At 65.8% G+C, this 26908-nt stretch carries 25 protein-coding genes; 6 read left to right on the top strand and 19 right to left on the bottom strand.

Going from position 1 to position 26908, the window contains the following annotated elements; translation table 11 throughout:
• Positions 1-69: 69 nt before the first annotated feature.
• The 3 genes from JAB8_RS21240 to JAB8_RS21250 form a co-directional block, all read right to left on the bottom strand.
• Positions 70-1266 (bottom strand): MFS transporter, encoded by a 1197-nt coding sequence (locus JAB8_RS21240; protein WP_254679563.1) that lies wholly within the window; start codon positions 1264-1266, stop codon positions 70-72.
• Positions 1267-1366: 100 nt separating this feature from the next.
• On the bottom strand, positions 1367-2269 hold the full coding sequence (locus JAB8_RS21245) for a LysR substrate-binding domain-containing protein (RefSeq protein WP_070291310.1): 903 nt from the start codon (positions 2267-2269) through the stop codon (positions 1367-1369).
• Positions 2266-3030, bottom strand: a complete 765-nt coding sequence (locus tag JAB8_RS21250; protein WP_070224968.1) for an RNA methyltransferase — start codon at positions 3028-3030, stop codon at positions 2266-2268. Before JAB8_RS21250 ends, JAB8_RS21245 begins: the two co-directional genes overlap by 4 nt.
• 195 nt (positions 3031-3225) lie before the next feature.
• On the opposite strand from JAB8_RS21250, the gene JAB8_RS21255 reads away from it, so the two are divergent.
• Positions 3226-4005 (top strand): inositol monophosphatase family protein, encoded by a 780-nt coding sequence (locus JAB8_RS21255; protein ID WP_070224967.1) that lies wholly within the window; start codon positions 3226-3228, stop codon positions 4003-4005.
• 74 nt (positions 4006-4079) lie between these two features.
• Here the strand turns inward: JAB8_RS21255 and JAB8_RS21260 are convergent, their stop codons facing one another.
• The 10 genes from JAB8_RS21260 to JAB8_RS21300 form a co-directional block, all read right to left on the bottom strand.
• Entirely contained in the window at positions 4080-5012 is a 933-nt protein-coding gene (locus tag JAB8_RS21260; protein WP_083287854.1) for a type II secretion system F family protein, read from the bottom strand.
• Positions 5013-5039: 27 nt separating this feature from the next.
• Entirely contained in the window at positions 5040-6008 is a 969-nt protein-coding gene (locus JAB8_RS21265) for a type II secretion system F family protein (RefSeq protein WP_070291312.1), read from the bottom strand.
• A 6-nt stretch (positions 6009-6014) separates the two neighbouring features.
• Complete coding sequence (locus tag JAB8_RS21270; RefSeq protein WP_139143130.1) at positions 6015-7304, bottom strand: CpaF family protein; 1290 nt, start codon at positions 7302-7304, stop codon at positions 6015-6017.
• A gap of 107 nt (positions 7305-7411) precedes the next feature.
• Positions 7412-8572 carry an AAA family ATPase gene (locus JAB8_RS21275; protein WP_070224964.1) on the bottom strand — a complete coding sequence of 387 codons (1161 nt, stop codon included), beginning with the start codon at positions 8570-8572 and terminating at the stop codon, positions 7412-7414.
• A gap of 37 nt (positions 8573-8609) precedes the next feature.
• Complete coding sequence (locus JAB8_RS21280) at positions 8610-8882, bottom strand: hypothetical protein (protein ID WP_070224963.1); 273 nt, start codon at positions 8880-8882, stop codon at positions 8610-8612.
• Positions 8883-8891: 9 nt separating this feature from the next.
• Positions 8892-10400, bottom strand: coding sequence for a type II and III secretion system protein family protein (locus JAB8_RS21285; RefSeq protein WP_070291313.1), 1509 nt, complete (start codon positions 10398-10400; stop codon positions 8892-8894).
• Positions 10401-10425: 25 nt separating this feature from the next.
• The gene (gene cpaB / locus JAB8_RS21290) at positions 10426-11259 is read right to left on the bottom strand and encodes a Flp pilus assembly protein CpaB (protein ID WP_070291314.1); all 834 of its coding nucleotides are present in this window, start codon (positions 11257-11259) and stop codon (positions 10426-10428) included.
• Positions 11260-11322: 63 nt separating this feature from the next.
• Positions 11323-11883: an A24 family peptidase gene (locus JAB8_RS21295; RefSeq protein WP_083287855.1), complete on the bottom strand. Its 561-nt coding sequence runs from the start codon at positions 11881-11883 to the stop codon at positions 11323-11325.
• A 116-nt stretch (positions 11884-11999) separates the two neighbouring features.
• Entirely contained in the window at positions 12000-12173 is a 174-nt protein-coding gene (locus JAB8_RS28300) for a Flp family type IVb pilin (RefSeq protein ID WP_071650303.1), read from the bottom strand.
• Positions 12174-12374: 201 nt separating this feature from the next.
• On the bottom strand, positions 12375-13067 hold the full coding sequence (locus JAB8_RS21300; protein ID WP_070291315.1) for a response regulator transcription factor: 693 nt from the start codon (positions 13065-13067) through the stop codon (positions 12375-12377).
• A 558-nt stretch (positions 13068-13625) separates the two neighbouring features.
• Between JAB8_RS21300 and JAB8_RS21305 the strand changes: the two genes are divergently transcribed.
• The 3 genes from JAB8_RS21305 to JAB8_RS29215 are packed head-to-tail and all read left to right on the top strand — an operon-like array spanning position 13626 to position 16059.
• Positions 13626-14114 (top strand): TadE/TadG family type IV pilus assembly protein, encoded by a 489-nt coding sequence (locus JAB8_RS21305; protein ID WP_070224959.1) that lies wholly within the window; start codon positions 13626-13628, stop codon positions 14112-14114.
• The gene (locus JAB8_RS21310) at positions 14114-14719 is read left to right on the top strand and encodes a TadE/TadG family type IV pilus assembly protein (protein ID WP_070291316.1); all 606 of its coding nucleotides are present in this window, start codon (positions 14114-14116) and stop codon (positions 14717-14719) included. Before JAB8_RS21305 ends, JAB8_RS21310 begins: the two co-directional genes overlap by 1 nt.
• Positions 14719-16059, top strand: a complete 1341-nt coding sequence (locus JAB8_RS29215) for a VWA domain-containing protein (protein WP_070291317.1) — start codon at positions 14719-14721, stop codon at positions 16057-16059. The genes JAB8_RS21310 and JAB8_RS29215 overlap by 1 nt, the downstream gene beginning before the upstream one ends.
• A gap of 14 nt (positions 16060-16073) precedes the next feature.
• Here the strand turns inward: JAB8_RS29215 and JAB8_RS21320 are convergent, their stop codons facing one another.
• Positions 16074-17924: an amidohydrolase gene (locus tag JAB8_RS21320; protein WP_070291318.1), complete on the bottom strand. Its 1851-nt coding sequence runs from the start codon at positions 17922-17924 to the stop codon at positions 16074-16076.
• A 66-nt stretch (positions 17925-17990) separates the two neighbouring features.
• Positions 17991-18644: a hydrolase gene (locus tag JAB8_RS21325; protein WP_070224955.1), complete on the bottom strand. Its 654-nt coding sequence runs from the start codon at positions 18642-18644 to the stop codon at positions 17991-17993.
• A 219-nt stretch (positions 18645-18863) separates the two neighbouring features.
• On the opposite strand from JAB8_RS21325, the gene JAB8_RS21330 reads away from it, so the two are divergent.
• Entirely contained in the window at positions 18864-19118 is a 255-nt protein-coding gene (locus JAB8_RS21330) for a hypothetical protein (RefSeq protein WP_070291319.1), read from the top strand.
• 15 nt (positions 19119-19133) lie between these two features.
• Here JAB8_RS21330 and JAB8_RS21335 read toward each other — a convergent pair whose 3' ends face one another.
• From JAB8_RS21335 to JAB8_RS21350, 4 genes are all read right to left on the bottom strand, one after another.
• Complete coding sequence (locus JAB8_RS21335) at positions 19134-21278, bottom strand: TonB-dependent receptor (RefSeq protein WP_070291320.1); 2145 nt, start codon at positions 21276-21278, stop codon at positions 19134-19136.
• Positions 21279-21391: 113 nt separating this feature from the next.
• The gene (locus JAB8_RS21340; protein WP_070291321.1) at positions 21392-22948 is read right to left on the bottom strand and encodes a M23/M56 family metallopeptidase; all 1557 of its coding nucleotides are present in this window, start codon (positions 22946-22948) and stop codon (positions 21392-21394) included.
• 3 nt (positions 22949-22951) lie between these two features.
• Positions 22952-23329, bottom strand: a complete 378-nt coding sequence (locus tag JAB8_RS21345) for a BlaI/MecI/CopY family transcriptional regulator (protein ID WP_070291322.1) — start codon at positions 23327-23329, stop codon at positions 22952-22954.
• 99 nt (positions 23330-23428) lie between these two features.
• Positions 23429-25150: a methyl-accepting chemotaxis protein gene (locus tag JAB8_RS21350; RefSeq protein ID WP_070291323.1), complete on the bottom strand. Its 1722-nt coding sequence runs from the start codon at positions 25148-25150 to the stop codon at positions 23429-23431.
• 290 nt (positions 25151-25440) lie between these two features.
• Between JAB8_RS21350 and JAB8_RS21355 the strand changes: the two genes are divergently transcribed.
• Positions 25441-26811, top strand: a complete 1371-nt coding sequence (locus tag JAB8_RS21355; RefSeq protein WP_070291324.1) for a DEAD/DEAH box helicase — start codon at positions 25441-25443, stop codon at positions 26809-26811.
• The last annotated feature ends 97 nt before the right edge of the window (positions 26812-26908 follow it).

The following is a 26908-nucleotide window of genomic DNA, read 5'->3' on the forward strand; positions in this document are numbered from 1 at the left end:
TCCCCTTGTTTTGTACGGCCTTTTGCAGGCCAGTGTACGCCAAAGGAAGTGCGCTTCCGCGCGCAAAAACTAGAGCGAGCCGTCTAGTTTACGCGACTGTAACCACAGCGGCAGCATGGCCAGCAGCGCCGCCAGCGCGCCGCCGATGGCGATGCCGGGCAAGCCGAAGGCGACGATCAGCACACCGCCCAGCGCCCCGCCGGCAGCCGTGCCCGCATTGAAGGCGGCGATATTCAGGCCCGCCGCCACCGCATCGCTGCCCGGGCAATGCCGCTGCGCCAGGCGCAGCAGGCGCATGGTCGACAGGGTGACGAGGGCAAAGAACAGCAAGCCCAGGGTGCCGCACAGGGCCAGCATGGCCAGGGGATGCGTGCGCAGCGCATAAAATCCCAGCAGGTTGAGCGCCAGCGCGGCCAGGGCCAGCACGGTGAAGCGCAGCGCGTGGGGACGGTCTGCGCACCAGCCGCCAAGCAGGTTGCCGCCGATGGCGCACGCGCCAAAGCACAGCATGGCAGCGCTGAGCCAGCCCGCATCGAGCCCGCCCAGCTGCAGCAGGAACGGCGAGACATACGTAAAAAAGCTGAAGGTGGCCACGCTGACCAGCGCCGCCACGCCGGCCGCCAGCAGCAGGGGCGGCTGCAGGATGGCGCGCAAGCTGGCCAGGGCCGACGTGGCAGCAAGCGGCCGGCGCGCGGCGGGCATGGCGCAGCGCAAGCCGGCACCGCCGCACAGGGCCAGCACGCCGATGGCCACAAATACCCAGCGCCACGACGAGACGGCGCCCAGCCACGTCCCCAGCGGCACGCCGCCCGCCAGCGCCAGGGTCAGGCCCAGCCAGACGATGGACAGCGCGCGTCCCGCGCGGGACGGGTCGACCAGGCTGGTGGCCGCATGCGAAGCGACGGCCATGAACACGCCATGCGCGAGGCCCACGGCAAAACGCACACCGAGCAGCGCGCCCAACGCCGGCGCAGCCGCCATGGCCATGCTGCCGGCCGCCAGCACGAGCATGGTGGCCACCAGCACCTGGCGCACGGGCCGGCGCGCCAGCAGGGCCGTCAGCACGGGCGCGCCGATGGCCGCCCCCAGCGCATACGCGGCAATGGCGCCGCCGGCCGCCGCCACGCTCGCGTGCAAGTCGCGCGCCATGGGGGTCAACAGGCCGGCGGCGATGAATTCAGACAAGCCGAAGGCGAAGCTGCACAGGGAAAGAAGATAAATGGAAGATGGCAGCATGGCGGACGGCAGCACTGTGCGTGAGGACATGGTGGACATGGCAGCTCCTGACAATCAAAAACGCCATGCTGGCCCCTGCACCACCATCTGTAAAATATCTTATTTATCTTGAAACGAGACGTTCAAAGTCTTATTGAGCAGCAGACAGCCGCAGCTGCGCCAGCAGCCGCTCGCGCACGGCGGACATGCGCTGCGGGTCCCACGCCATGTACAGGTCGAGCTGGCGCAGCGGCGCGGGCGCGCTGCTTGCCAGCGGCAGCATGACGACGCCGGCAGGCCTGGACGCCGCCAGGCTGGCTGGCAGCAGGGCCACGCCGAAGCCGGCCGCCACCAGTCCCAGCACCGTTTGCAAGCGGCGCGCCTGCTGCACCACGCGCGGCACGAAACCCGCATGCAGGCACAGGCTGGCCAGCTGGTCGTGGAAACCCTGGCCCAGCTCGCGCGGCGAGGCGACGAAATCGTCACCGGCCAGGTCCGCCAGGTCCACGCGCGCCTGGCCCGCGCAGCGGTGATCCGACGGCAGCGCGATCACGATGTCTTCGCCGGACAGGCGCTCGAAGCGCAGGCCGGGCGTGCTGCGGCCGGGCGCGCGCAGCACGGCGATATCGACCTCGCCCCGTTCCAGCCACTCGACCTGCTGTTGCGTCGACGCTTCGCGCAAGGTGAATTGCACGGCGGGCGAGGCGGCGCGGAAGGCGCGCAAGGCGTCCAGCACGTGGGCGTACGGCGTGATGTGGATGAAGCTGAGGCGCAAGTGGCCTTCGATGCCTTGGGCCACCCGGCGCGTGGCGGCCACGCCCTCTTCCAGGCTGGCCAGCACCTGGCGCGCCGTGGCCAGGAAGGCATCCCCTGCCGGCGTCAGGCTGACCTTGCGGTTGGTGCGCTCGAAAACGGGGTAGCCCAGCGCCTCTTCCAGCCGCAGTATCGCCTGCGACAACGGCGGCTGCGCCATGTGCAGCCGTTCGGCCGCGCGGCGGAAATTGAGTTCCTCGGCGACGGCGATGAACTGGCGCAGCAGCCGCGTCTCGATCATGGGCCTTTTTTGGCGACCGCCAGGATATGCCGCGCGATGCCGCGCAGGATATTGACTTCTTCCGTTTCCAGCCCCGTGCGCGAAAACAGGCGTTTTAAGCGCGGCATGAGTTTTTTCGGGTTGTCCGCGTCGAGGAAGTCGATGGCGACCAGCGCCTGTTCAAGGTGCGCATACATGCCGTCGACCTGCGCCAGGCTGGCCGCGTCGCCATGGAAGCCGACGGGGCTGGCCGCTTGGGCATCGCCGAGCGCCGCCACGCGGCATTCATAGGCGACGACCTGCGCCGCCTGCGACAGGTTCAGCGAGGAATACTCGGGATTGGCGGGAATGTTGATCAGCACATTGCACTGCTCGACGATCTCGTTGGGCAAGCCAAAGCGCTCGTTGCCGAAGATGACGGCCGCGTGCAAGTCTTCGCTGGCCGCCAGCTGCGCCGCGATGGCGCGCGGGGCCGTGACGGGCGGCGAGAATTCGCGCAGTCGGGCCGACACGGCCGCCGCGTAATTGCAGCCTTCGAGCGCCTCGGCGATCGAGCCGACGATGCGCGCGCCGGACAGAATATCCTGCGCGCCGCTGGCGAAGGCCACCGCTTCCGCATCCGTCAAGGCATCGGGAAAGCGGGGATTGACCAGCACCAGATCGGAAAAACCCATCGTTTTCATGGCGCGCGCGACGGCGCCAATGTTGCCAGAGCGACTAGTTTCGACAAGAATAAATCGCAGGCGTTTGAAAAGAGACGTGTTGATTTCGGGCAGATTCATTTAAAATAGCGCTATTGCGCGGTATCGATACAGGAAATTTCGGGAAACGGAGTCACAAAACGCTGACGCCAGGCCGGGATTTTAACCACTTCGGCACCGCTCCGCTCTTTAATTCATTCTTGCACTCTATCGTACCGGCGCCGCAAGGCGGCCATGGGCGGTCGCGTGCTTTTAACGGAAGCTCACATGCACCCAATGCTCAACACGGCGATCAAAGCCGCCCGCCGCGGCGCCGCCGTCATCAATCGCGCCTCTTTTGACCTCGACCGCGTCGTCGTCACGGAAAAACAACATAACGATTTCGTCACCGACGTCGACCAGGCGGCCGAACAAGCCATCATCGAGGTGCTGTCCAAAGCCTACCCGGACCACGCGTTCCTGGCTGAGGAATCGGGAGCTTCCGCCAACTCGCACGACGAGAATGAATATCAGTGGATCATCGACCCGATCGATGGCACCACCAACTTTATCCACGGCTTCCCGCAATACTGCATCTCGATCGCGCTCGCGCATCGTGGCGTCGTCACGCAAGCCGTCATCTACGATCCGGTCCGCAACGACCTGTTCACGGCCACCAAGGGCGCCGGCGCCTACCTGAACGAAAAACGCATCCGCGTCACCAAGCTGGACCGCATTTCGAACGCCATGCTGGGTACCGGCCACGGCGCCGGCCCGCGCGCGCTCGACGAATACCTGAAGATGTACCAGATCATGGCCGAGCGCAGCCAGGGCGTGCGCAGTGCCGGCTCGGCCGCGCTGGACCTGGCCAACGTCGCTTGCGGCCGCCTGGACGGCTTCTACGAAAAAGGCTTGAAGCCTTGGGATATCGCCGCCGGCGCCCTGATGATCACGGAATCGGGCGGCATCGTCGGTGAATTTTCCGGCGAATCGGACTACCTGTACAAGGGCGACGTCATCGCCGCCAGCCCGAAGATCTTCGGTCAGATGATCCCCCTGCTGGCACCATTCGCCTGATCGCCAGACGCGCCCTGATGTAAAAAAGCTGCCGGAGGAAACTCCGGCAGCTTTTTTTTGGCCCCGGCCAGCCCTCAGCCGCCCCGCATGGCCGGCAGCAGCACGCGGTAAATCTGCAGGAACGCCGGTCCCATCAGCACCACCATCAGCGACGGGAAGATAAAAAAGATCAGCGGGAACAGCAGCTTGAGGGCGATCCTGGCCGCCGTTTCCTCGGCGCGCTGGCGCCGCTTGGTGCGCAGCTGGTCGGACTGCACGCGCAGCGACGCGGCGATGCTCGTGCCGAAGCGTTCGGCCTGGATCAGCAAGGTCACCAGCGCATCGACATCCTCCACCCCGGTGCGCAGGGCCAGGTTGCGCAAGGCCTTGTCCTTGGCGCTGCCGGCGCGCAGTTCCAGCGTCACCAGTTGCAGCTCTTCGGCCAGGACCGCACTTTTCAAGCCGATTTCCTGCGCCACGCGCGCCAGCGCCGCATCCATGGCCAGCCCCGCTTCGACGCACACCGTCATCAGGTCCAGCGCATCGGGAAAGGTTTCGAACACTTCGCGCTGGCGCTGTTTCAGGCAATGCGACAGCCAGACATTGGGCAAGTAATAGCCGAGGGCGGCCGCCGCGACCAGCCACAACAGCATATTGTGCCCGCCGTGGCGCAGCAGGAAGTACGCCAGCAGCGGCAAGCCCACGAACAAGGCCGTCTTGCCCGCGTAAAACAGGGCGGGCGCGGCCTGGCTGCGCCAGCCGGCATGGACGAAGCGGCTGCGGATGGGCGAACTTTCCCAGCCCTCGTCCGGCAGCGACAGCCTGGCCAGCGGGCGCGTCAGGCTGACGGCATGCGCCAGCCAGCGCCGTCTGGCATGGCGCCCGCTATCGCCGGCCGCGCCGGCATCGCCCAGCGCCTGCAGCCGCTCCTGCACGGCGCTGCCGGCGAATATGCGCAGCACCAGCAAGGCCAGCGCGAAAACGATCAGGAACAGCAGGCCCAGCAAAGCCAGCTGCGCCGCGCTCATGCCGCTCATCGTGTTTTTTCTTTCATGTCACACCCGGATATGGATAATTTTTCTGATGCAGAGCACGCCAACCATCAGCAAGCCCAGCGCCACGCCGACCATCTTGCGCCCGCCCCCATCCGTGTACAGCACGGCGATAAACTGCGGATTCATCACGTGCATCATCAGCGCCGCGCCGAACGGCAGCAGGCCCAGGACCCAGGCCGACATGCGCCCTTCGGCCGACAGCACGCGCACCTGTCCCAGCAATTTCAGGCGGTCGCGGATGATGGCGCTGATGCTGCTCAGCAATTCAGTCAGGTTGCCGCCCGTTTCGCGCTGAATCAGCACGGCGATGACGAAATAGCGCAAGTCCGTGCTGGGCACGCGCGCGGCCAGGTTGCCCAGCGCATCGGCCATCGCGACGCCGAAACTGACTTCGTCGAACACGGCGCGAAATTCCTCGGCCAGCGGCCCCGTCATCTCCTCGCCCACCATTTTCAGCGCGGTGGGAAACGCATGGCCGGCACGCATGGCGCGGCCCATCAGGTCGAGCGCATCCGGCAGCTGCTGCTCGATGCGCACCAGCCGCCGGCTCCTGGCGCGGCGCACCAGCAGATACGGCAGCATGGCGCCGCCCGCGCCCAGGCCCAGGCGCACATACCAGGGCAGCGGCAGCGCGCCGGCCAGCAGCAGGCCAGCCAGCGCGCCGAGTGCGCAATAGCCGAGGAAGCTGGCCACGAGCCAGCGCATGCCCGCCTGCAGCAATAGCTGCTCGATGCGCCCCGCGCCGGGCAAGCCTTCCAGCACGCCTTGCAGAAACGGATGGACGCTCAGCGGGCGCTGCTTGGTGATCGACAGCGCCTGTTCGCCACCGCTGGCCGTATACATGGCTTGCAGGCGCCGCGCCACGCGCGCCGCGCCCGGCCCCCGCGCCGCCTGCCACGCCAGCCAGGCGCCAGCCACCAGCAGCAGGACGGCCAGGAAAATAAACAGATAGACAAGGTAGGAAAGCATGGCGGGTCAGCGCCCCGCCGCGGTGGGTTCGAACAGCGAGGCCGGCACGCCGATGCCGAAGCTGTTCAGGCGTTCGAGGAAGCGCGGGCGGATGCCGCTGGCCGAGAAATGCCCGACCACCGCGCCGCCCTCGGCCACGCCCGTCTGCCGGAAACTGAAGATTTCCTGCATCGTGATGACCTCCCCTTCCATGCCCGTGATTTCCTGGATCGACGTCACCTTGCGCTTGCCGTCGATCAGGCGCGACACCTGCACCACCACCGACACGGCCGAGCTGATCTGCTGCCGGATGGCCTTGCTGGGCAGGTTGGCCGCCGCCATGCTGATCATGTTTTCCAGCCGCGTGATGGCGTCGCGCGGCGTGTTGGCGTGGATGGTCGCCATCGAACCTTCATGGCCCGTGTTCATGGCGCCCAGCATGTCGAGCGCCTCGGCGCCGCGCACCTCGCCCAGGATGATGCGGTCGGGACGCATGCGCAGCGCATTGCGCACCAGCGCGCGCTGGCTCACTTCGCCCTTGCCTTCGATATTCGGCGGACGCGTTTCCAGCCGTACCACGTGCGGCTGCTGCAACTGCAGTTCGGCCGCGTCTTCCACCGTGACGATGCGCTCGGTCTGGCCGATAAAGCCGGAAATCACGTTGAGCATGGTGGTCTTGCCGCTGCCCGTACCGCCGGAAATGAGGATATTCATCTTCGCCTTGCCCAGGCCCTGCAGCACCTCGGCCATTTCCGCCGTCATGCTGCGGTAGGCGACCAGGTCGGCCAGGCGCAGCGGATCGACGGAAAAACGCCGGATCGACATCACGGGGCCGTCGATGGCCAGCGGCGGGATGATGGCGTTGACGCGCGAACCGTCGGGCAGGCGCGCATCGACCATGGGGCTCGATTCGTCGATGCGCCGGCCCACGCGCGAGACGATCTTGTCGATGATTTTCATCAGGTGGGCGTCATCGTCGAAGCAGACGTCGGTCAGCTCGAGGCGGCCGCCGCGCTCCACATAGACCTGCTGGTGGCCGTTGACGAGGATGTCCGACACGCTGGCATCCGACAGCAGGGTTTCCAGCGGGCCGAAGCCCAGCATCTCGTGCTGGATATCGCGCGTCAGGCTCCTGCGCTCGGCCTCGTTGATGACCACCGCCTCTTCATCCAGCAAGCGCTCGACCAGGCCGCGCAATTCTTCGCGGATGCGCTCCTGCGACAGGCGCTGCATGCTTTCCAGGTCGACCCGTTCGAGCAGCAGCCCATGGATGCGCAGCTTGAGGTCGCGGTAGCCGCGGTTGTCGATGGCCGCCATGCGTTGCGGCGCGAGCGCGGCGATCTTGGCGCTGCCGAGACGTTCGCGGATGGACAAGGCGGCGATGGGGGAACTAGCCATGAAATGCTCCTGTTCTGGGATGTGGATCAGGCGCGCCGCAGGACGCGGCCCAGCCAGCCCTGGCGCGCCGTGCTGGCCGCGCCGCCGGCCAGGCTGGCGGCGAATTCCTGCAGCGAGCGCGTGATCGGGCTGGCTTTGTCGAGCTGTAAAATCGGCACGCCCTGGTTGACCGAGGCGGCCGCCGAGGCGTAGTGATTGGGCACGGTGCGGTAGACGGCCGTGCCATACGCCGCTTCCAGGTCGCGCAGGCGGATCTCGCCGCCCTTGTCGTGGCGGTTGACGATGATATGCACCTTGTCACTGGCGTATTCGAGCGAGCGGAACATGCCCAGCAGGCGCTTGCCGTCGCGGATGTAGGGCAAGGTCGCCTGCAGGACGGGAAAGATCATGTCGGCGTGGTCCAGCGCGCGCACGCTGACGGCGTCGAGGTTGCGGCCCACGTCGAGCACGATGAAATCGTACTGGCGCCTGGCCTGCCGGATGATGGCGTCGATGTGTTCGGGCGCCACTTCGCTGGCGTGGGCGGGATCCTCGGGCGCGGCCAGCACGCTGTAGTTGGGCAGGATGTGCAGCATGCTCGATCCCAGGAACGAGGAATCGAGCCGGTGGATGTCGCGCGTGACGTCCGACAGCGTGGCCAGCGGCTTGTTCTCGGAGACGAACAGCGAGGCGTCGCCAAAATGCAGGTTCATGTCAATCAGGGCAACGCGCTGCTGGCCGCCGGCGGCCAGCGCATAACCGAGGTTGCTGGCGATGAAGGTGGCGCCGCTGCCGCCCTTGCACGAGATGAAGGCCAGCACCTTGCCATTGCCATGCTCGCGCCGCTCCAGCTTTTCCTCGATGCGTTCGAGCGCCGCATACAGGCTGGCCGGCGCGGCGGGAAACGGCAGCACGTCGCGCACGCCCGCGCGCATGGCCTGCAGCAGGAATTCGGGCGGCTGCTGGTGGCACAGCACGATGAAAGCCATGCGCGGATGCAGGTTGCTGAGGCGCTCGATGGCGGCCAGGTCGGCGCCGTCGTTCGATGGACGGTCGAAGATCAGCACGTCGGGCGGCGACTGCGCCGCCTGCAGCGGTTCGAGCGTTTCGCCGCCCGCATCGATCTCGTCGAGCCGGTTGCGGCCGCGCAGCAGCTGGCCCAGTGCGGACAGTGTTTTTTCATCCCTGGAATTGATGGCGATTTTCACGATAGGCCTTGCTGGTTCTGTGGTGACGGTGCCAGCTTCACTTGCGCGCCCCGACGCCGATGGTGAAGGCGGCCGCTTGCGGCGCGGGTGCGGCAAAGCTTTTCTGGTACGCCGCGTAGGCGGCTTGGGCGGCCTTGCCGTCCAAGCCGGCCACGGGGTCGCGGTTCGCGCCCGCCTGCGGCGACAGCATTTGGCGCTGGCGCAGCTGCGCGACGCTGTGGCCGAACTGGCGGTCCAGGTTCGGCGTGGCGGCGCAGCCGCTGGCGGCCAGGGCGGCCAGCAGTACGGGGAGGAAAACGGCATGCTGCATGGTGTGCTCCTATTGAATGTCCGCGCCGGCCGGCGCTGTCTGCGTGGCCGCGTCCTGCCGCGGCCGTGGCGCGGCGGCGCCTTCCATTTTTCCTTGCAAGAAGAACTCGCCGCGGCTGGGTGCCACATAGGCATCGGTCGGCAGCACGATCTCACTGTCGAGCGGCTTGACCAGGTGCGGCGTGATGATGAAGACGAGCTCGGTGCGGTCCGTCTGGAAATCGCTGCTGCGGAACAGCGCGCCCAGCACGGGAATCTCGCCCAGGAAGGGCAAGGCCTTGATATTGGTCGTCACATTGTTCTTGATCAAACCGCCGACGGCAAAACTCTGGCCATCGAACAACTGCACCGTCGTGGTGGTGCGCCGCGTGGTAAAGGCCGGCAGCACCGCGTTGGCGGCGGCGCCCCCGCCGGTGGTGATGCCGATGCCTTCGCGGTTCAGCTCCGACACTTCCGGCGCCACCTTCAGGTTGATGCGTCCGCCTTCGAGCACGGTGGGCGTGAACTTGACGGCAATGCCGAATTCCTTTTCTTCCAGCGTGATCTTGTTGGTGGTGCTGTCTTGCGCGACCGGAATGAAAATCTTGCCGCCCGCGAGGAAACTGGCTTCCTGGCCACTGATGGCCATGATGTTCGGTTCGGCCAGCACCTTGACCAGGCCGTCGCGCTTTTGCGCATCGAGCGTGAGACCGTTGCCATTCTTGCCGTTGACGGCGCCCAGCTGGCTGGGATGGCCGCTGAGCAAGTTCGACAGCAGGCCGTAGCTCCAGTTGCCGCGCGTGCCGCTGATGCCCACGCTGGCGCCCAGCTGGTCGACCAGGGTCTTCGACACTTCGGCGATCTTCACTTCCAGCATGACCTGCTGCGGCGCCGCGACCGTCAGCATATTGATGACCTTGACGCCGCCGGCGGCATTGGCAGTGCTGGCGGCGCCGTCGGCCGGCGCCGCCGCTTCGCCCGCGCCGCGCTGGGCATAGGCTTGCGCCATCTCGAGGATCTGGCTGGCCTTGACGCTGTCGCTGACCTGCCCCGACAGCACGATGCTGCCGCCGGCCGCGCCCGCCTTGACGGCATGCTCGCCGGGGAAGACATAGGCCAGCTGCGCCTGCAAGCCCTCGACATCGATCTCGACTTCAATATCGACGATCACGGGGCGCTGCTGCCGGTCCCACAGGATCAGGTTGGTGCTGCCCGGGGCCAGGCCCCAGACGAACAGCTGGCTGGACGAGCCCAGCATCCTGGCGCCGGCCACGCGCGGATCGTTGACGGCGATCTGCGACACCGGCAGGCTCAGACTGCGCAAGGTGGACTTGCCCACGGCGATGCGCACGGGCGCGCCCAGGCGGGCGATATCGGCGCCCAGCGACATGGGCGGCGCCGCGACTGGCGTCATGACGGCCTGCCGGGAAGGCGCCGCCGCGCCGGCGCTGCCGGGCCAGGCCAGGCCTGCGGCCGCGCCGCCCAAGGCCAGGGCCAGGCGCATGCCCGCACTCGAGGCGTGCTTACGAAATGTATTCATCGATCATCCTTGCTTGCCTGCTGATTTAAAATTGCTGGACGCTGGTATCCATGCCCTTGATGACGGTGACGCTGTCGCGCGCGGCAGCGCGTGCCGGCGCCGTCTGACGCCGCGCCGCGCGCACGGGCGCCGCCGCGGGCGCCAGCGCCTTCAATTCCAGCAGCGACTCCTTGGTGGCGCCGCCCGTGTCGGCGGGCGCCGGATCGACCTGGTTGCGCAGCACCAGCGACAGGCTGCCCACGCTGCGCGCCAGGTCCAGCTTTTCCACCTGCTCCGGCGTCAGCTCCAGGGTCACGGCGTTGACCACCTTGGGCTTGTTGTCGTCGCGGCCGGATTCCTGCGCCACGGCCAGCACCAGGATGCGCTCCAGCACGATCTTGGAAATGGCCAGCGGCCCGCCGCCCGCCGGTCTGGCGCGGTCATCCTGCGTATGCACGAGAATGTCGACGAAGTTGCCCGGCAGCGCGAAGCCGGCCACCCCCACCACGTCGTTGACGCGCACGGTCATGGCGCGCTTGCCGGCAGCGACGATGGCCGACAGGCCACCGGTGGCGCCGGGCGGCGCGAGCTTGCTTTCCAACACAGGCTCGCCCCTGCTGACGGCGCTGCGCGTGATGCGCCCGTCCAGCGCGCCGGCGTCGCCAAACGCCCCCGGCGGCATGGCGCCCGCCGGCCAGTCCATGCCGCGCAGCATGGCCGGCGTCACCTTCGCGCCCACGCCGATATCGACCAGCGCGACCATCACCGTCTGGCTGGCCGGCGCGCCCTGCCCTGACATCCAGCGGGCCGCCGCCAGCACGGCGCCGCCCGCCATCAGCAACGCCAGCAGCAGCACGATCGCAACGCGGCTATTTCTCATGATTTATCCTCTTGGTGAAACATGGGTTTCCGCGCGCACGCGGCCATATCGCTGCCCGGCGCGTCATGCATGGCCGCCGGCCGCCAAGGCCAGGCTGATGGCGGTGCCGGCGGCAATGGCGATCGCGTACGGCAGGCTGCCGCTTGCCAGCGCGGGTGCGCCGACCTGCGGCGCCTCGCCTGCCGCGGCGCGCAGCCAGCCTTGCAGCAGCAATTGCCGGGCATTGGCCAAGGCCTGGCGCAGCGTGCCCTGGCACAGGGCGACGGCCAGCGCCAGCACGCCGCCAGCAAGCAGGCTGCACAGCACGGCAAACACGGCGGGGCGCGGGCCCAGAAACGCCCCCACCATCGCCATCAGCTTGACGTCGCCCGCGCCCAGCGCCTTCAGCGCATACATGGGCAGCAGCAAGCCCAGGCCGACGGCCAAGCCGCCCAAGGCCAGCCACGGCCCGGCCGGCGTCAGCCCTGGCAACGCCAGGCTGTTGAGCAGCACGCCGAGCAATGCACCGGAAAAGACCAGCCGGTTGGGAATGCGCCGGCGGCGCACGTCATGCCAGACAGCGGCGGCCAGCAGCCCCCACAAGACTATGGCGGGGCTGAACGTCCAGAAAGAATGAGGGTCCATCGTGTACCTGATGCAAGCCGAGCGCATGACGGGATGCGCATCGTTGGGCGGGAAGCCGGCAGGCCAGTGCGCATGGGCAGCTGGCATGCCGGGGTGCAGCGCGGTGGGCGGGCGTCTTAGATCGCCGCGCCCGTCAACTTGGTGCCGATGGCCTTGAAGGCGCCATCGAGGCCTGTGGTGAAATAGCCGACGGCCGTGACCAGCGCCGCCGCCACCAGCGCAGCGATCAGCGCATATTCGATGGCGGTCACGCCATCTTCTTCGGCGATAAAGTTTTTAATGAAATTCATATTATTCCCTTTCAGGTCAAGTTTTAAACATGATAAAAACTGAAAATACAGTCTGAAAATAAAAACATTCACCTTGTTTTTATTTGCCAATTTCTGATGCGTGTATTTTATATAAACAAACATTAAATCGAATCAGAGAAAAGTCATTTTATGCACAGTACAAACCATCTTAATTTTTTGTCTACAATCAGGACATATGTACTATCCCTCCGCAGGCAGGGACTCGGCCAGCCGGTTGCGGGTGGCGTACACATATAATTCCAGGCGGTTGGTGACATCGAGCTTGCTGTAGATCGATGTCAGATGATTACGCAAGGTTTGCTCCGAGATAAAAGCGCGCTGGGCTATTGCACGGTTCAGCGCGCCATTTCCTTCCACCATCATGGCAACGATCTTGCGCTCCTTCAGCGTCAGCCTGGCGATCCGCTGCTCTTCCGGATCGGGTGCCGCTTCCGGCTTGTTGAGCACCCCCAGCATGCTGTCGAGCAGCGCCGGAGCCAGGCACAACTCGCCCTGATGCAGGCGGGCGATGGCGTCGACCATTTGCTTGACGGGCGTCTCCTTGCCCACCACCGCGCGCACACCGCTGCGCACGGCGCGTCCGCACTCGGCCTGGTCCTGCGTGCCGCTGAACAGCAATACGCGCGAGACGCCATTGCCGAGCAGCTGCGGCAGATAATCGATGGCGCAGGCGCCGCCGCAGCCCAGATCGGCGTCAAGCACGATGACGTCGGGACACAGGCTCCGGGCCAGCAGCAGCGCGCCGTCGATCTCGGTGGCGCTGGCCACCACCTGCATTGCCGGCTGGGCGCCGGCGAGCAGCTGCTCCAGGCCCCACAGCCAGGTTTTGTGGTCCGACACCAGCATGACGCGTATGACATTTTTTGTTGACATGCTTTACCTCTTAACGTGTAACCCATTCCCTTCGGGGAATGTTGTTGATCCGAATCGGATTGCCAGCCTCGCCCGCGCGCGCCTCTGTTGCCGCGCGCAGGGGAGGAAGTCATGGGGGCACGAAGGAAGAGGCCTTGGGCCGGCACGCGCAAACGCGGTGCATGACCCACGCCAGCGGTCGCCGCACGCCGGGCGAGTGCCGATGGATGGGCAGCGCGGCCAGGGCGGGCGCGCCGCCGGCGCGCCATCGCTGCTGCCATCGCTGCTGTTGCTTACATTGCAGCATTTTTATTGCATCACCTTGCAAAACAAGTCTTTGCCTGCACGCAGGACAATCCTGACACCAAGCCTGTTTTCATACCCGCGCATATTACTCCCGGCCCTGTAAGGACGGGGGCCGCACACTTGAAATAAGGCGCTTAATTACGATTATCTTGACCTGTAATAATTTAATGGGAAGACATGCCCTTGAAAATCGATATAGAATAATCGCCAGTCAAATGGCGTAATACCCTCCGCCCGACATTTTTCATCGTGGCACCTAACCGGATTAATCCCATGCGTTTAAAACAGGCCGATTCCCCTATATTCCGCAAGCAAAGCGGACAGGGCGGCGCCACCTTGCTGGAATTGGCCCTGATAACGCCGGTGTTTCTCATGCTGATAATCGGCATCATTGAATTGAGCATGGCGTATTTTGCCAATATGACCATGCAGCACGCGGTGCGAGAAGGCGCGCGCTATGCCGTCACGGGGGCCAAAGACCTCGACCCCGACAGCGCCAACCAGCAGCGCTACCAGGCCGTGATACAAAAAATACGCGACAGCTCCATGGGCATGTATGACAAGGTCAGCCCCGTGATCTCCGTCAACGGCAGCGATGCGGTCGGCGCCGCCATGTTCGGCCAGGCCGGCGATATCGTCGTCATCTCCGTCGATTGCCGCTGGGCGTTTGCCACGCCGATGATCCGGGCCCTGTTCCGCGACGGCCAGGCGCATTTCGTGGTGGCCGCCACCATGCGCAATGAAAGCTTTGGCGGCCTGTGATGCGCGCCCGCCCTCCTGCGCCGCGCGCCGCGCGCGGCATCGCCGCCGTGGAATTTGCCATCGTTCTGCCGCTGCTGGCGCTGCTGCTGTTCATGCTGGCCGACCTGTCGCGTGCCATCCAGGCCAAGACCATCCTGCTCAACATCAGCCGCGAAGGCGCCAACCTGGCCTCGCGCTCCACGTCCGACCTGAGCGGCTCGGGCCAGGCCATCATGAATGCGCTGGCCGCCAGCACGCCGCCGCTGGACATGAACAAGCGCGGCATGATCTACATCACCAAGATCATGGGCTACACGGCAAAGAGCGGCTTGCGCAATATCGTGCTGGAACAATACCGCTGGGATGCCGGCGCCAGGGCCAGCGGCTACCTGCCCGCCAGCCAGGTATGGCAATGCGGCAGCTGGAGCAACGGCACGTGCACCGGCGTCGCCAAGGACGAGCATGCCCCCACGGTGGCATTGATGCAGAACCAGCTGGCCGATGGCGAACTGATCTACGCCGTGGAAACGTTCTACGATTTCGACATGCTGTTCGGCACCCTGAACTTTGGCAACAGCACGACGCCCGTGCTGGGCCCCAACCTCACTTCGATGACGGTATTCTGATGCGCATTCCACACAAGCGGCAAGGCGGCCAAGTGCTGATCATGGTGGCGCTGTCGGCCGTCGTCCTGATCGCCTCGGTGGGCCTGGCCGTCGATTCCGCCCTCGGCTACTTCGTCAAGGCCAAGCTCAATGCGGCCGTCGACGCGGCCAGCCTGGCGGCGGCGCGCGGCATTACCGCGGGCAATTCGGAAGCGGAACAGCGGGACAGCGCGCGCCAGGCGGCCAGGGAGTTTTTCGACATTAATTATCCGGACAACTTCCTGCTCTCGACGCCGGTCCTCAATCCCGTCGGCGTGGTGTTCGACAGAGGCACCGTCACCATCGACGTCTCGGCCACCGCCTCGCTGCCCGTCTCGCTGATGGGCATACTCGGCTTCAAGACCCTGAACGTGGCGGCCAGCGCGCAAACCATCCGCAAGGACCTGGACATGGTGCTGGTGATGGACACGTCGCGTTCGCTGGAAAACAATGCGGACGCCGTGCGGGCGGCGGGCAAGTCCTTCCTGAACAAATTCAACTCCACGGTCGACCGGGTCGGCTTGCTGCATTTCGCTTCGGAAGCGCAAATCGACGTCCCGATCAGGCAGGTCGAGCGCGGTTTCGACCGCGACAGCATGACCATGAAAAATGGAAAGATCGATCAATTCTCGTTTGTCGGCGGCACCAATTCTTCCGCCGGCATGTTCCAGGCGCGCAAACAGCTGAACGACATCGCGCAGGTCAACCGCTCCAGCCTGCGCGTCATCGTGTTTTTTTCCGATGGCTCGCCGGCGGCATTTTCCGCGTACTTTCCCAACAAGGACAACAAATGCAAGGACGCAGGCGGCCTCGCCACCTTTCCGAAACTGCAAAACCCGGCATTGGCGGGCCTGTACAGGATGAAAGTGAGCGACTCGCTCCAATACGGCGATTGCGCCGCCAGTCAGATCACCGGACTTCCCGCATGGTATAACGCGAATAATGACACGGCGCTGCGCGAGTTTCCCATCGTCACCAATACGCCCCGCGTCGTGACTTCTTCCACCGCAACGGCGCAAGCGCAATGGACGAATGTGCACCGCGCCTCGCGCAACCTGGTTGAAGCGATGGCGGCAAAAGCGCGCCAGGAAGGCATTTTTGTCTTTACTCTGGGCATGGGCGCCTCGCTGAAAACCAAGGAAGGGCCGGACAACGAGCTGGGCGAAGACTTGCTGCGCTGCCTGGCCAACACGACCGACGCAAAAGCGGCTTGCCGCAAGCCGGCCGAGCCCGTGGGCCTGTACTGCTATGCGGCCACCGAAAGCGAGCTGAGCCCATGTTTCACGCGGCTCGCCTCGGCCATCCTGCGCATTTCCAAATAAGGCCAGGCCGCCCTCTAGAAGGCGAAACAGCTGCAGCCCAAGGTGCCCCAGAAGCCGGAAAAGTCACTGATCGGCACGGCCGACTTGCGCGCCCGGTCGTGCGCATGCGCATGCACGCCGCAGGCGCCCGCGCACTGGTGCGGCAGCATGGCTTGCGCCGGCCTGGCCGCGGGCCGGTAATGGCCGGGCACCGTGCGCACGGGTGACCACTCGGGCAGCACGGAAATGGGCGGCGGCGCCAGGGTCGTGAATTCCGCCTGGCCGTAGACGACCTTGCCGCCCACCATGGTCAGCACGGATTCGATGGACTTGATCGCCTCTTCCGGCACCGTAAAGTAATCGGCCGACAGCACGGCCAAGTCGGCCAGCATGCCCTCGCGGATGCGTCCCTTCTTGCCTTGCTCGCTGGAGAACCAGGCGCTGCCCGCCGTCCACAGCTCCAGCGCCGTGTCGCGCGACAACCTGCCCGCCGCATCCGTCAGGGCCAAGCCGCCCACGGTGCGCCCCGAAACCAGCCAGTACAGCGCCGTCCACGGGTTGTAGCTGGCGACCCTGGTCGCATCCGTACCGCCGCCGACGGGCACGCCCGCGTCCAGCATGCGCTGCACGGGCGGCGTCGCCTTGGCCGCGTCGGCACCGTAGCGCTCGACGAAATACTCGCCCTGGAACGCCATGCGGTGCTGGATGGCCAGGCCACCGCCCAGCGCTTTCACGCGGTCGATATTTTTCGGGCTGATGGTTTCCGCGTGGTCGAACAGCCAGTGCAAGCCGCCGAACGGCGTGTCGCGGTTGACCTTTTCAAACACGTCAAGCATGCGGCCGATCGATTCGTCATAGGTGGCGTGCAGGCGGAACGGCCAGCGCTGCTCGACCAGGTGGCGCACGACCTTTTCCAGCTCATCCTCCATGCCGGCCGCCAGCTCTGGGCGCGGTTCGAGGAAATCCTCGAAGTCGGCGGCGGAAAACACCAGCATTTCGCCGGCGCCGTTGTGGCGATAGTAATCGGTGCCATCGCCGGGTTTCACCATGCCCGTCCACTTCTGGAAGTCCTGCAATTCCGCGCCCTTGTTTTGCGTGAACAGGTTGTAGGCGATGCGGATGGTCAGCTGCTCTTTTTGCGCCAGCTCGTCGACGACCGCGTAATCCTCGGGATAATTCTGGAAGCCGCCGCCCGCGTCGATGGCGCTGGTCAGCCCCAAGCGATTGAGTTCGCGCATGAACTGGCGCGTGGAATTGACTTGCAGTTCGCGCGGCAAGGTCGGGCCTTTCGCCAGGGTCGCATACAGGATCATGGCGTTCGGCCGGGCGATCAGCAAGCCCGTGGGATTGCCCGATGCATCGCGCACGATCTCGCCGCCGGGCGGGTTCGGCGTATTTTTATCGTAGCCGACGGCGCGCAGGGCGGCGCGGTTCAAGAGGGCGCGGTCGTACAGGTGCAGGATGAAGACGGGCGTGTCGGGCGCGGCCGCGTTGATTTCATCGAGGGTGGGCATGCGCTTTTCCGCGAACTGGAATTCCGTCCAGCCGCCCACCACGCGCACCCACTGCGGGTTCGGCGTGCGCAAGGCCTGTTCCTTCAACATGCGCAAGGCATCGGCCAGCGAGGGCACGCCTTCCCAACGCAATTCCAGGTTGTAGTTCAAGCCGCCGCGGATCAGGTGCAGGTGCGAGTCGTTCAGGCCGGGAATCACCGTGCGGCCACCCAGGTCGATCAGCTGCGTGGCGGGACCGCGATGACGGATCACGTCTTCGACGTCGCCCACGGCGAGGAATTTGCCATCGGCGATGGCGACGGCGGACGCCAGCGGCTGCGTCCTGTCGACCGTGTGGAAACGGCCATTGAGCAAGATCGTGTTTGCGTGCATGGGAACTCCCGAATCATGTAAAAACACGGCTCTGCCGGCGGGCGGCGGAGCCGGAGTCAGTGAAAATCAATGGCCTTCGCTGGCGTTGAACATGGATTTGGCGTAGATCAAGCCCAGGCCATAGCCGCCGCCGTGCGCCACGGCTGTCGCCACCGTCTCGTTGTAAGTCTCGCCGCGTGCCCAGTCGCGCTGCAGTTCCAGCAGGTATTGCACGGACGTCATCGGCTGCGCGCCCGCCTGTATCATGCGCTGCATGGCCATCGCATGGGCTTCGTCGGAGACGTCGCCGCTGGCGTCGGCGATCACGTACACCTCGAAGCCCTGCTCCAGCGCCGACAGCGCAGGGCCCACGATGCAGACGGATGTCCACAGGCCGGCCAGCACGATCTTGCCCTTGCCGTAGCCATTGACCTTGTCGGCGATGCGCGCGTCTTCCCAGGTATTCATGCTGGTGCGGTCGATCGGCGCCTGCTCGGGGAAGACTGACTGGATCTCGTCAAAAATAGGGCCGGAGAACGATTTGGCGGCCACCGTCGTCAGAATCGTCGGCACCTTGAATTGCGCCGCCGCCTTGGCCACCAGGGCCGCATTGTTGCGCAGCAAGGCCAGGTCGATCGAACGGGTGGCGAACGCCATCTGCGACTGGTGGTCGATCATGATCAGGGTATGATCGTTTGGAGTCAGCAGTTTGTGGGCGGCTTGGGCGGTGGCGATAGGCATGATGTTTTCCTTAGTGAAAATAATTGAATATGAAAAAAGAGAGGTCCTTGTACGGCATTTCTGCTCGTGCCCTTGCGTCACGCTGTGTGTGCCGGGCCAGTGCTATGCAGTATGGACGAGATACTTTGAAAACAAAAACGGAAAGAATGCCAAGCTATGTGCAATTTTTTCGATAATGAAAAATAGCCGCTGCGGCGGCCTGTCAATCAAGGAGAAAACATGGGATTTGAATTCAGGATCGCGGCCAGCCTGGCGCCGCGCCAGCGCCAGCATCTCGAACAGCTGCTGGCGGCACTGCCGCAGGCACCGCGCGCAACCGGCGCCGCCATGCCCGACACCGACGCCAGGCTGACGGATGCGGGCCTGTATATATGCCAGCACCTGCGCCCCGACCCGTGGCACGGCCTGGACGCCGTGCGCGGCTACCTCGAGGCGCAGGGCGTCAGCTACACCGTCGACGAGATCGACGACTAGGCTGGCTACAGCTGGCTACAGGGTTCCCTCCAGCATCAGCCGCCAGGTGCGGTAGCTGCCCGTATCGACCGTGCGCAGCAGGCTGCGCGCGCCATCCGCATACAGGCTGCGCGTGCGGTAATCCTGCCCCAGCAGGTTGGCGCCCGACAGGCGCAGGCGCAGCCTGTCGCTGACTTTCCACAGCGCGTACATATCGAGTTCGCGCTTGCCGCCCTGCCAGGCCAGCAGCTGGCCGGACTCGCGCGAGCGCCCGCCCGCCTGGTAATTCAGGTCGACGCCCAGGCTCAGGGGCAGGCGGGCCAGCTGGTAATCCCCTCCCACGTTGGCGCTCCACGGCAATTGGCTGTCGAGGCGGCTATCGGGGCCGGGCACGGCATCGAGCCTCGACCAGTTGCGCGCCACGTTGGCCCGCAAGTCCAGCGCGGGAGCGCCCGCCCACAGCGCCGTCAAGGGCAGCTTCGCTTCCAGCGCGATCGAGCGCACGCCGGCATGGCCATGGTTGACGGGCGTGCTCACCCAGCGCCCGTTGTCCTGGTACAGGCGCTCCAGCATCACGTCGCTGATGCGCCGCAGCGAGGCGCTGGCGCCCAGCATGGCGCCCGCGCCCGGATAGTATTCATAGGCGGCATCGAGCCCCCACGCCAGCTCCGGGCGCAGCGCCGGATTGCCCTGGGTGTCGGGATTCGTGGGACTGTTGCCATTGTCGACCGTGTACGGGCGCGGGATCAGTTCGAAAATCTGCGGCGCCTTGTAGGTGCGCGTAACGGCCAGGCGCACCTGCTGCTTGCCGCCGGACTTCCACAGGCTTTGCAGCAAGGGACTCCATACCTGCGCGCGCACGTCGACCGGCTCGCCGCCGCCCGTGGCGCTGGCCGTGCGCCAGGTTTCCCAGCGCAAGCCCAGGTACAGCGACCAATGCGCGGACAGTTCCCATTCATCCTGCGCGAACAGTGCCAGGCGCCGCACCGTGGCCGCATAGTCTTCGTCGCTGAGCACTGGCCGCCCGCCCGGCTCCAGCTGGCGTTCGCGGCGAAAATCCGTGCGCCGCCGGTGCCCCGCATCCCAACCCGCCGCCAGCGTGTGGTGTTCGCCCAGCGCGCGGCGGTAGGTGCCGCTCGCCTGCACGCCCACCTCGTCCAGGCCCGAATCGACCAGGCGCGTGATGCCCTGTCCCGGCGCCGCGCCGCGGCCCAGGAACTGATAATCATTGGCGCGGTGATTGATGCTGGCGCCCAGCTTCACGTCGAGACTGGCGCCATGGTCGAGCTTGCGCAGCCAGTGCAGGTCGCTGCGCACGGTGCTGCTGTCCTGGTTGAAATTGGCCTGGTTCTCCGGATAGACGGTCGTGCCGCCCAGGTAAGCCGTTTCCTGCGCGTGGCGGCGACTGGCCAGGCGGCGCACGTTGACCAGGCTTTGCCAGGCCAGGCTGCCCTCGCCCGCCAGCGCCCATTGTACGCGGGGCGCCAGCTCGATGGCGTCGCTCGTCACGCGCTCGGTGAGCGGCACGTGGCGCACCACCGTGGGCGCGCCCGCTGCGTCGAATTCGCGGCTCCACTCGTCGAGCAACGCTTCGCGTCCCGTATGGCTGAGCGTGCCGGCCAGCGCGTACGACCGGCGTCCATCCTTGTCCGACCACTGCACGGTGGCACTGCCGGCGGGCATGCCGTGACTGGCGGACGCGCCCAGCTTGAACGTGCGTTCGCGCCGCCCGCCCGACTTTTTCAGCACGATGTTGATGGAACCGGCGATCGCCTGGGTAGAAAATTCCGCCGTGGCGGCGCGCATGATTTCCACGCGCTCGACCAGTTCCGGGTCCAGGGCGTCGAGCGAAAAGCCGGGCGCCACGGGCACGCCATCGAGCATGATCAAGGTATAGCCCTGGCCCAGCCCGCGCATCTGGATTTGCCCGCCAGCGGCGCCCGCAGCCGCGCCGGATGGCCCGCCGATGGAAATGCCGGGCAGGCGCTTCAGGGCGTCGGACAGCACGCGGTCGCCCTGGCGTATCAATTCATCGTGGCCGACGACGATGGCGGCGACGGTGTCGTTGCGGCGCTGCTCCACTTTACCGGCATGGACCGTCACGGAAGGGAGAATGTCTTCGGCACGGACGTGCGCCGTCAACGGCAGCGCGAGGCTGCACAACAAGATACTCAATCGCATGGGGATTCCCGAAGAAAGGATATTTCAGTGAAAACCAAGAGCCTCACGCCGGGGCAGACCCTGCCGAGTCCGCCCCCGTTTGTTGTTCCTGGGTGACAAAATACCGTACGGCGTCAGCGGCCGAACTGCTCCTTGCGCATGCGCAAGGCCCGTTCGCTGGCGTTGGCATCCAGGCCGGCCAGCCAGCGCTGCGGATCTTGCACGCGGCCGTCCTGGCGTACCTGGAAGTGCAGGTGCGGCCCCGTCGCGCGGCCCGTGTCGCCCACCGTGCCGATGCGCTGGCCGGCCTCGACGATGGCGCCGTCTTCCAGCGCGACGCTGTCGAGGTGGACGTATACCGATTGCAGTCCGCCGCCATGGGCGATGTGCACGGCCTTGCCCAGCCAGTCGTCCTGCGTCACCGTGGCGATGCCATCGGCCACTGCCTGCACGGACGTGCCGCGCCGCGCCGCCAGGTCAATCCCGCGCAAGCCCTTCTGCGTGATGGGGCGCACCACGCCAAAGAAACCCGTGACGCGCATGGTGGCGAGCGGATTGCGCCACGGCGCATGGGCAGGTGCCGTGGCCGGAAGCGGGGCCGGGCTGGCAAAGGACGCGGCCGATGTCCAGGCCCGTGCGGGCTGTAAGGCCGGTGCCGGTTGTAAAGCCAGTGCCGGCTGCAAGGCCACGCTGGCCGCACCCAGTGCGCACAGGACCAGGCCCATGGCCAGCCGGGCGCGCCAGTGCATACTGGCGGCGCTGCTGTCGCGCATGCGGGCCACGCGCTCCAGCATGCTGTCGGGTTGGCCGCCAAACGCCAGGCCGGCAGGGGCACGGGTTTGCAGGCCCAGCTGGCGCACCAAGGCGGCCGCATATTCGCGGCGCTGCTGCTGCGAACGTCCAGCCAGCACATGGCGGTCGCAGCCCAGTTCCTGCGCCCAGGCCAGCTTGCCTGCGAGCCAGCGCGCTGCCGGGTTGAACCACAACAGCAGTTGCACGCCGCTGGCCAGCAGCTGGAGCATGGGATCGCGCCGGCGCGCATGCGTCAGTTCGTGTTCGATGACCAGTTGTTGCTGCTCGGCCGTAAATTGCCGCAAATGCGCGGGCAACAGCAAACGTTGCCGCCACACGCCCACCAGCATGGCCGAGATGGGCGCGTCGATTTCCAGTACGGCGGTGCGCTGGGCTTGCAGCTGGCGCAGTTGCGCCGGCGCAAACGCGCCATGCGCGGCCAGGGCTGCCGGCGCCAGCGGCTGCGCCGCCTGGAGCAAGGCCCGCAGTGCGCTGCGGCTACGCCAGCGGCGCCACGCCAGCACGGACAGAACCAGCGGATACACGCCCAGCCAGATCGTGGCCAGCATGCTCAGCCAGGCCGTCACCGATGGCGCTTCGACCAGCGGCGCTGGCATGGGCGCGGGCGCGGGCGCGGCCATCGGCAAAACCGCCTCGGGCGCTGCCTGCGCGGCGGCGGGCAAGCTGAACTCGGGTACCACGCTGATCTGCTGGCCCTGCGGCAACAGCGGCAGCAGGAACACGGCGGCCAGCACCAGCGCGGCCGCCAGCCATGCGCTGCGCTGGGCGGCCAGCGCGGGCCAGCGCCCCTGCGCCAGGTGCAGCAAGCCTTGCAGCAGCAAGCCGGCGAACAGGCAGGCGGCCGTCGCCTGCAACAAGGTCAGGGCGAACAGGGTCATGGCCTATTCCTTCGCGTCCGCAGGCCAGTCCTGCAGCAGCTGCTCCAGCGCCGCCAGCTCCTGCTGGTCCACCAGTTTGCTGCCGGTAAACATACTAACCGGCAAGGGACTGTCGATTTCCATCACGCGCCGGCCAAAGTCGTGGGCGAACGCGGCCAGGGTGGCCACTTTGTCCACGTTCGCTTCATACACGAGCACGCCGTGCACGCTGCGCTGCAGCAGCATGCCCTTGTCCAGCATGCGCTCAAGCGTCTTGCGCGTGGACGAAAAAGACCAGCCCAGCTCTTCTTCCACGCGGGCATGCAATTCGCGCGCGGACAGTGGGTGGTCTTTCCACAAGGCTTTCAATAACGACAGTTCGGTGACGGAGGGCGTGCTCATGGTGCATCCTTTGAGTGACTATTGACACAATTATGCGACAACAGTCACACGCATGCAAGCGGTATTTGCGACAGCTGTCGCATGCACTGGGCGCCTGTGCTAAAACTCGTCCCACTCATCGTCCCCCGGACGCTGTTTGCCGGCTGGAACTTGCGGCGCATGGGGCGCTGCGGGCTTGACGCTCAGGCGGGCAGGCGCGCGCGCCGCCTTGAGCGGCACGGGACGGCGCACGGCGGGCCGGGGTGCCGGCGCCGCGATGGCGTCCACCTGCGCCGTCCTGAACACGCTCACCGCATCGGCCAGCCGCGCCGCCTGCTCCTGCATGGCTTCCGCAGCCGCGGCGGCCTCTTCCACCAATGAAGCGTTTTGCTGGGTCACATGATCCATTTCGCTGATCGCCTGGTTGACTTGCTCGATGCCGGCCCGCTGCTCATCGCTGGCAGACGAGATATGCCCGACGATGCTGCTGACCTTGTGCACGCTGTCGACGATCTCGTGCATGGTGTGGCCCGCCTCGTCGACCAGGCGCGCGCCGCTCTCCACCTGCGCCACCGAGTCGTTGATCAGGGCCTTGATTTCCTTCGCTGCGCCGGCTGATCTTTGGGCCAGGTTGCGCACTTCCGTGGCGACGACGGCAAAACCGCGCCCCTGCTCGCCCGCCCGGGCCGCCTCGACGGCCGCGTTCAGGGCCAGGATATTCGTCTGGAAGGCGATGCCGTCGATCACGGCGATGATGTCGACGATCTTGCGCGACGAGTCGTTGATCGAACCCATGGTATCGACCACCTGCGCCACCACGCTGCCGCCCTTGCCCGCCACGGTGGAAGCCGACGCGGCCAGGCCGTTGGCTTCATGGGCATTCTGCGCGTTCTGCTGTACCGTGCTGGTCAGTTCTTCCATCGACGAGGCCGTCTCTTCCAGCGAACTGGCCTGCTGTTCCGTGCGCGCCGACAGGTCGAGATTACCCGAAGCGATCTGGCGCGAGGCCGTGGCGATGGCCTGCGTGCCGCCGCGCACCTCGGTGACGATGCGCAGCAGGCTGGCCGTCATCTCCTTCAATGCCTGCATCAGTTCACCCGTCTCGTCCTTCGAGCGCACTTCCACCTGTACCGTCAGATCGCCCTGCGCCACCTGCCTGGCCACGTCGATGGCCGAACGCAGCGGCCCGCTGATGTTGCGCGCCAGCCACCAGGCGATCAGGGCGGCCAAGAACAGCGCCGCCGCGCCGCCGCCCAGCAAGGTCCAGTGCGTGCGCGCCTGCAAGGCCGCCGCTGCTTCCGAGCGCTGAGCCAGCAGCACCGTTTCCGCCTGGCCGATCTCGCCCAGCAATGCGCGCATGGCATCCATGCCCTGCTTGCCCCGGCCCTCCTTTTCCAGCGCCAGCACGGGCTCGATGGCCGCCGTGCCCTGCGCCACGGCGCGCCGCATGGCGATCACGGGTTCGAGCGCGCCGGCCAGCCAGGCTTGCTTGGCGGCATCGAGCTTCGCCAGGCGCTCCTGCTGGGCAGGATTGTCGCTGGTCAGGGCGCGCGCCTTGTCCAGATGCGCGCCGAACGCGGCCTGCCCCGCCTTGTACGGTTCCAGCGAGGCCTCCGCACCCGTGATCACATAGCCGCGCTGCCCCGTTTCCATATTGATCAGGCTTTCCAAGATCGCGCTGTTTTCAGCGAGTACCTGGTAAGTGTGGGTATTGATGGCATTGGCGTCGGCCAGCCGCGAGACGTTCAATGTGGCGACGGTGACCAGGGCGGCCAGCAACAGGACGATGGTGGCAAAACCGCCGTACAGGCGGGTGGCGATGCGAAGATCGGCAATACGCATGATAGTCCTCCGGGAGTGAACACTCCGGCGCCACGGCGAGTCCCGCAGATGGAGTGCTACAGGCAATAATAATGAAAAACGGCATGCAAAGGCGCACCGTGGCCATGTATTTCTTTTACCTGTGGTATTGCATACTTTAAACAAACTCGGCGGTTTTTTGCCATGCTGTTATACTTCGCGTGTGCGGCACATATGACCAGTCCCCTTGCCGCTGTCTTTCGACCCCTAATCTGATTGCCTGCGACTGGCGCCCCACGATGGCGACAGGCCGATCTCACAATAAAGTTACCATGTCCTTTTCCTCCCTCGGATTGTCCGACGCTATCGTACGTGCCGTTACCGAACACGGCTACACCGTGCCGACCCCGATCCAGTCGCAGGCGATTCCCGCCGTGCTCGCTGGCGGCGACTTGCTGGCCGGTGCACAAACCGGTACCGGCAAGACGGCCGGCTTTACCCTGCCCGTGCTGCACCGCCTGTCGACCGACACGAATGGCGCTGCCATCACCAGCAACACCTCGACGCGCCCGATCCGCGCCCTGATCCTGGCACCGACGCGCGAACTCGCCGCGCAGGTCGAGGAAAGCGTGCGCGCCTACAGCAAGTACACCAAGCTGAACTCCACCGTGATCTTCGGCGGCGTCGGCATCAACCCGCAAATCAAGCAGCTCAAGCATGGCGTCGACATTCTCGTCGCCACGCCTGGCCGTTTGCTCGACCACATGGGTCAGGGCACCGTCGACCTGTCGAAAGTGGAAATCCTGATCCTGGACGAAGCCGACCGCATGCTGGACATGGGCTTCATCCGCGACATCAAGAAAGTGCTGGCCGTGCTGCCGCCGAAACGCCAGAACCTGCTGTTCTCGGCCACGTTCTCGGAAGAGATCAAGGCCCTGGCCGACGGCTTGCTGAACAAGCCGGCCATGATCGAAGTGGCGCGCCGCAATTCGACCGTGGAAGTGATCAAGCAAAAGATCCATCCCGTCGACCGCGACAAGAAGCACCCGATGCTGTCCTACCTGATCAAGTCGAACAACTGGACGCAAGTGCTGGTCTTTACGCGCACCAAGCATGGCGCGAATAAACTGGTCGAGCAGCTGGGCGCGGACGGCATCGGCGCCCTGGCCATCCACGGCAACAAGAGCCAGTCGGCACGCACGCGCGCCCTGTCGGAATTTAAAGATGGCACCCTGCAAGTGCTGGTCGCCACCGACATCGCCGCGCGCGGCATCGACATCGACCAGTTGCCGCACGTCGTCAACTACGACTTGCCGAACATTCCGGAAGACTATGTGCACCGTATCGGCCGCACGGGCCGTGCCGGCGCCAAGGGCGAAGCCGTGTCGCTGGTCTGCGTGGACGAGCACGAAATGTTGAAAGACATCGAAAAGCTGATCAAGCAAACCCTGCCGCGCGAAGTCATCCCGGGCTTCGAGCCGGACCTGAACGCCCGCGCCCAGCCTGTGCAATTGCGCAGCGGCACCGGCGGCCACCGCAACAACAGCCGCGCGCCAGCCGGCGCCGTGGTGCGCGTGAAAACGGGCGGCAGCGGCGCCAAGCCACGCAGCGCCGGCCCATCGGGCGGCGGTGGTGGCGGCAACCGTTCGGGCAATGCGCCGCGTTCGGCGGCCTCCCACCGCTCCGGCGGCCGCGGCCGCTAAAACGCGGCCTGAAAGCTACTGCGCGGGGCGCTATTGCGTTTGCGTTGCTCGCCGTACTCCAGTACGGCTGCGCTACTCGACGCAATATCACTCCCGC

This window comes from Janthinobacterium sp. HH106 (assembly GCF_001758725.1).
Classification (GTDB): domain Bacteria; phylum Pseudomonadota; class Gammaproteobacteria; order Burkholderiales; family Burkholderiaceae_D; genus Janthinobacterium.

What these genes read in the sequence shown, in the direction of transcription:
- JAB8_RS21295 (WP_083287855.1), bottom strand. Translation starts at nt 11,883, where the DNA reads ATGGACCCTCATTCTTTCTGGACGTTCAGCCCCGCCATAGTCTTGTGG.
- JAB8_RS21325 (WP_070224955.1), bottom strand. Translation starts at nt 18,644, where the DNA reads ATGCCTATCGCCACCGCCCAAGCCGCCCACAAACTGCTGACTCCAAAC.
- JAB8_RS21305 (WP_070224959.1), top strand. Translation starts at nt 13,626, where the DNA reads ATGCGTTTAAAACAGGCCGATTCCCCTATATTCCGCAAGCAAAGCGGA.
- JAB8_RS21310 (WP_070291316.1), top strand. Translation starts at nt 14,114, where the DNA reads ATGCGCGCCCGCCCTCCTGCGCCGCGCGCCGCGCGCGGCATCGCCGCC.
- JAB8_RS21255 (WP_070224967.1), top strand. Translation starts at nt 3,226, where the DNA reads ATGCTCAACACGGCGATCAAAGCCGCCCGCCGCGGCGCCGCCGTCATC.
- JAB8_RS21285 (WP_070291313.1), bottom strand. Translation starts at nt 10,400, where the DNA reads ATGAATACATTTCGTAAGCACGCCTCGAGTGCGGGCATGCGCCTGGCC.
- JAB8_RS21345 (WP_070291322.1), bottom strand. Translation starts at nt 23,329, where the DNA reads ATGAGCACGCCCTCCGTCACCGAACTGTCGTTATTGAAAGCCTTGTGG.
- JAB8_RS21350 (WP_070291323.1), bottom strand. Translation starts at nt 25,150, where the DNA reads ATGCGTATTGCCGATCTTCGCATCGCCACCCGCCTGTACGGCGGTTTT.
- JAB8_RS21265 (WP_070291312.1), bottom strand. Translation starts at nt 6,008, where the DNA reads ATGCTTTCCTACCTTGTCTATCTGTTTATTTTCCTGGCCGTCCTGCTG.
- JAB8_RS29215 (WP_070291317.1), top strand. Translation starts at nt 14,719, where the DNA reads ATGCGCATTCCACACAAGCGGCAAGGCGGCCAAGTGCTGATCATGGTG.
- JAB8_RS21355 (WP_070291324.1), top strand. Translation starts at nt 25,441, where the DNA reads ATGTCCTTTTCCTCCCTCGGATTGTCCGACGCTATCGTACGTGCCGTT.
- JAB8_RS28300 (WP_071650303.1), bottom strand. Translation starts at nt 12,173, where the DNA reads ATGAATTTCATTAAAAACTTTATCGCCGAAGAAGATGGCGTGACCGCC.
- JAB8_RS21340 (WP_070291321.1), bottom strand. Translation starts at nt 22,948, where the DNA reads ATGACCCTGTTCGCCCTGACCTTGTTGCAGGCGACGGCCGCCTGCCTG.
- JAB8_RS21245 (WP_070291310.1), bottom strand. Translation starts at nt 2,269, where the DNA reads ATGATCGAGACGCGGCTGCTGCGCCAGTTCATCGCCGTCGCCGAGGAA.
- JAB8_RS21330 (WP_070291319.1), top strand. Translation starts at nt 18,864, where the DNA reads ATGGGATTTGAATTCAGGATCGCGGCCAGCCTGGCGCCGCGCCAGCGC.
- JAB8_RS21270 (WP_139143130.1), bottom strand. Translation starts at nt 7,304, where the DNA reads ATGGCGGCCATCGACAACCGCGGCTACCGCGACCTCAAGCTGCGCATC.
- JAB8_RS21335 (WP_070291320.1), bottom strand. Translation starts at nt 21,278, where the DNA reads ATGCGATTGAGTATCTTGTTGTGCAGCCTCGCGCTGCCGTTGACGGCG.
- JAB8_RS21250 (WP_070224968.1), bottom strand. Translation starts at nt 3,030, where the DNA reads ATGAATCTGCCCGAAATCAACACGTCTCTTTTCAAACGCCTGCGATTT.
- cpaB (WP_070291314.1), bottom strand. Translation starts at nt 11,259, where the DNA reads ATGAGAAATAGCCGCGTTGCGATCGTGCTGCTGCTGGCGTTGCTGATG.
- JAB8_RS21240 (WP_254679563.1), bottom strand. Translation starts at nt 1,266, where the DNA reads ATGTCCTCACGCACAGTGCTGCCGTCCGCCATGCTGCCATCTTCCATT.
- JAB8_RS21300 (WP_070291315.1), bottom strand. Translation starts at nt 13,067, where the DNA reads ATGTCAACAAAAAATGTCATACGCGTCATGCTGGTGTCGGACCACAAA.
- JAB8_RS21280 (WP_070224963.1), bottom strand. Translation starts at nt 8,882, where the DNA reads ATGCAGCATGCCGTTTTCCTCCCCGTACTGCTGGCCGCCCTGGCCGCC.
- JAB8_RS21260 (WP_083287854.1), bottom strand. Translation starts at nt 5,012, where the DNA reads ATGAGCGCGGCGCAGCTGGCTTTGCTGGGCCTGCTGTTCCTGATCGTT.
- JAB8_RS21320 (WP_070291318.1), bottom strand. Translation starts at nt 17,924, where the DNA reads ATGCACGCAAACACGATCTTGCTCAATGGCCGTTTCCACACGGTCGAC.